We start from the raw sequence: 1,309 nt of genomic DNA, 5'->3' as shown, positions 1-1,309 counted from the left end.
ACCTGGCACGCTCCTTGATAACAGTCAGGCACCCACCGGGCGATTTCGCCTCCCGGGCACCCTAAATTTATCCGCAAGGAGAGCACCCCATGGCAACACCAGCGTACATGTCGGTTACCGGCGAAAAACAAGGCCTGATCACTGCCGGCGCTTTCACCGCCGACTCCGTTGGCAACACCTACCAGGAAGGCCACGAAGACCAGGTTATGGTTCAGGCTTTCAGCCACGACGTGATCATCCCGCGTGACCCACAATCCGGTCAGCCAACCGGTCAGCGCGTTCACAAGCCAGTGATCATCACCAAGGTCTACGACAAGGCTTCGCCTCTGCTGCAAGCGGCTCTGACCTCCGGCGAGCGCATGAGCGAAATCGTTATCCAGTGGTACCGTACTTCGGCTCAAGGTACTCAAGAGCACTACTACACCACCAAACTGGAAGACGCGATCATCGTCGCCATCAACAACAAAATGCACAACTGCCAGGATCCAGGCAACTCGCACTTCACCCACCTGGAAGAAGTGCAGTTCACCTACCGCAAAATCACCTGGACCCACGAAGTATCCGGTACTTCGGGTTCCGATGACTGGCGTGCTCCAGTCGTTTAATTACGGCTGATCGTTACAAGCATCGACCAGCCCTGCTGGTCGATGTTGTTTACGCCCCTCCAGAATTTCGCGTGCGTTGAACCGCCTTGCGGTTGTCGACGAACGCCGCTGTACAGCACGAGGAACAAGGGATGTTCGCGCCGGCCAATGAAACCCACTTTGCCCTGACCATCGAAGGGCTCTCCGCCGATTTTCAGGTATTCACCCTGACCGGCCGGGAAGCCATCAGCCAGCCTTTTGTCTTTGAGGTGGAGCTGGTCAGTGAGCAGCCGTCGCTGGACCTCGAAACCCTGCTGCACAAACCGGCCTTTCTGCAGCTGTCGCCCGATGGCAGCGGCATCCACGGCCAGATCTACCGCGCCGCGCAAGGCGATTCCGGCAAGCGCCTGACGCGCTACTCGGTGACCCTGCGCCCGCAATTGTCGTACCTGGCGCACCGCGTCAACCAACGGATCTTCCAGAACCTCACGGTGCCGAAAATCATCGGCATGGTTCTCGAAGAGCACGGCATTCAAAGCAACGCCTACGAATTCAAGACCGGTTCGATCTATCCCGAGCGCATCTACTGCGTGCAATACGATGAATCGGACCTGCATTTCATCCAGCGTCTGTGCGAGGAAGAAGGTATTCACTACCACTTCCAGCACAGCGCCACGGCGCACAAGCTGGTGTTCGGCGATGACCAGACGGTGTTCCCGAAACTC

General features: G+C 57.8%; 2 protein-coding genes. Both read left to right on the top strand.

The features are described 5' to 3' along the window. The first annotated feature begins 89 nt into the window (after positions 1-89). On the top strand, positions 90-605 hold the full coding sequence (locus tag J1G18_RS27810; RefSeq protein WP_003226246.1) for an Hcp family type VI secretion system effector: 516 nt from the start codon (positions 90-92) through the stop codon (positions 603-605). A gap of 131 nt (positions 606-736) precedes the next feature. Next, positions 737-1,309: type VI secretion system tip protein TssI/VgrG (tssI, locus tag J1G18_RS27805; RefSeq protein WP_223009599.1), on the top strand; the 573-nt coding region annotated here is incomplete at its 3' end.

This window comes from Pseudomonas sp. MIS38, assembly GCF_019891575.1.
In the GTDB taxonomy this organism is placed as follows: domain Bacteria; phylum Pseudomonadota; class Gammaproteobacteria; order Pseudomonadales; family Pseudomonadaceae; genus Aquipseudomonas; species Aquipseudomonas putida_A.
The sequence above is the reverse complement of the archived record's forward strand: the minus strand, read 5'-3'. Positions and strand labels throughout refer to the sequence as shown.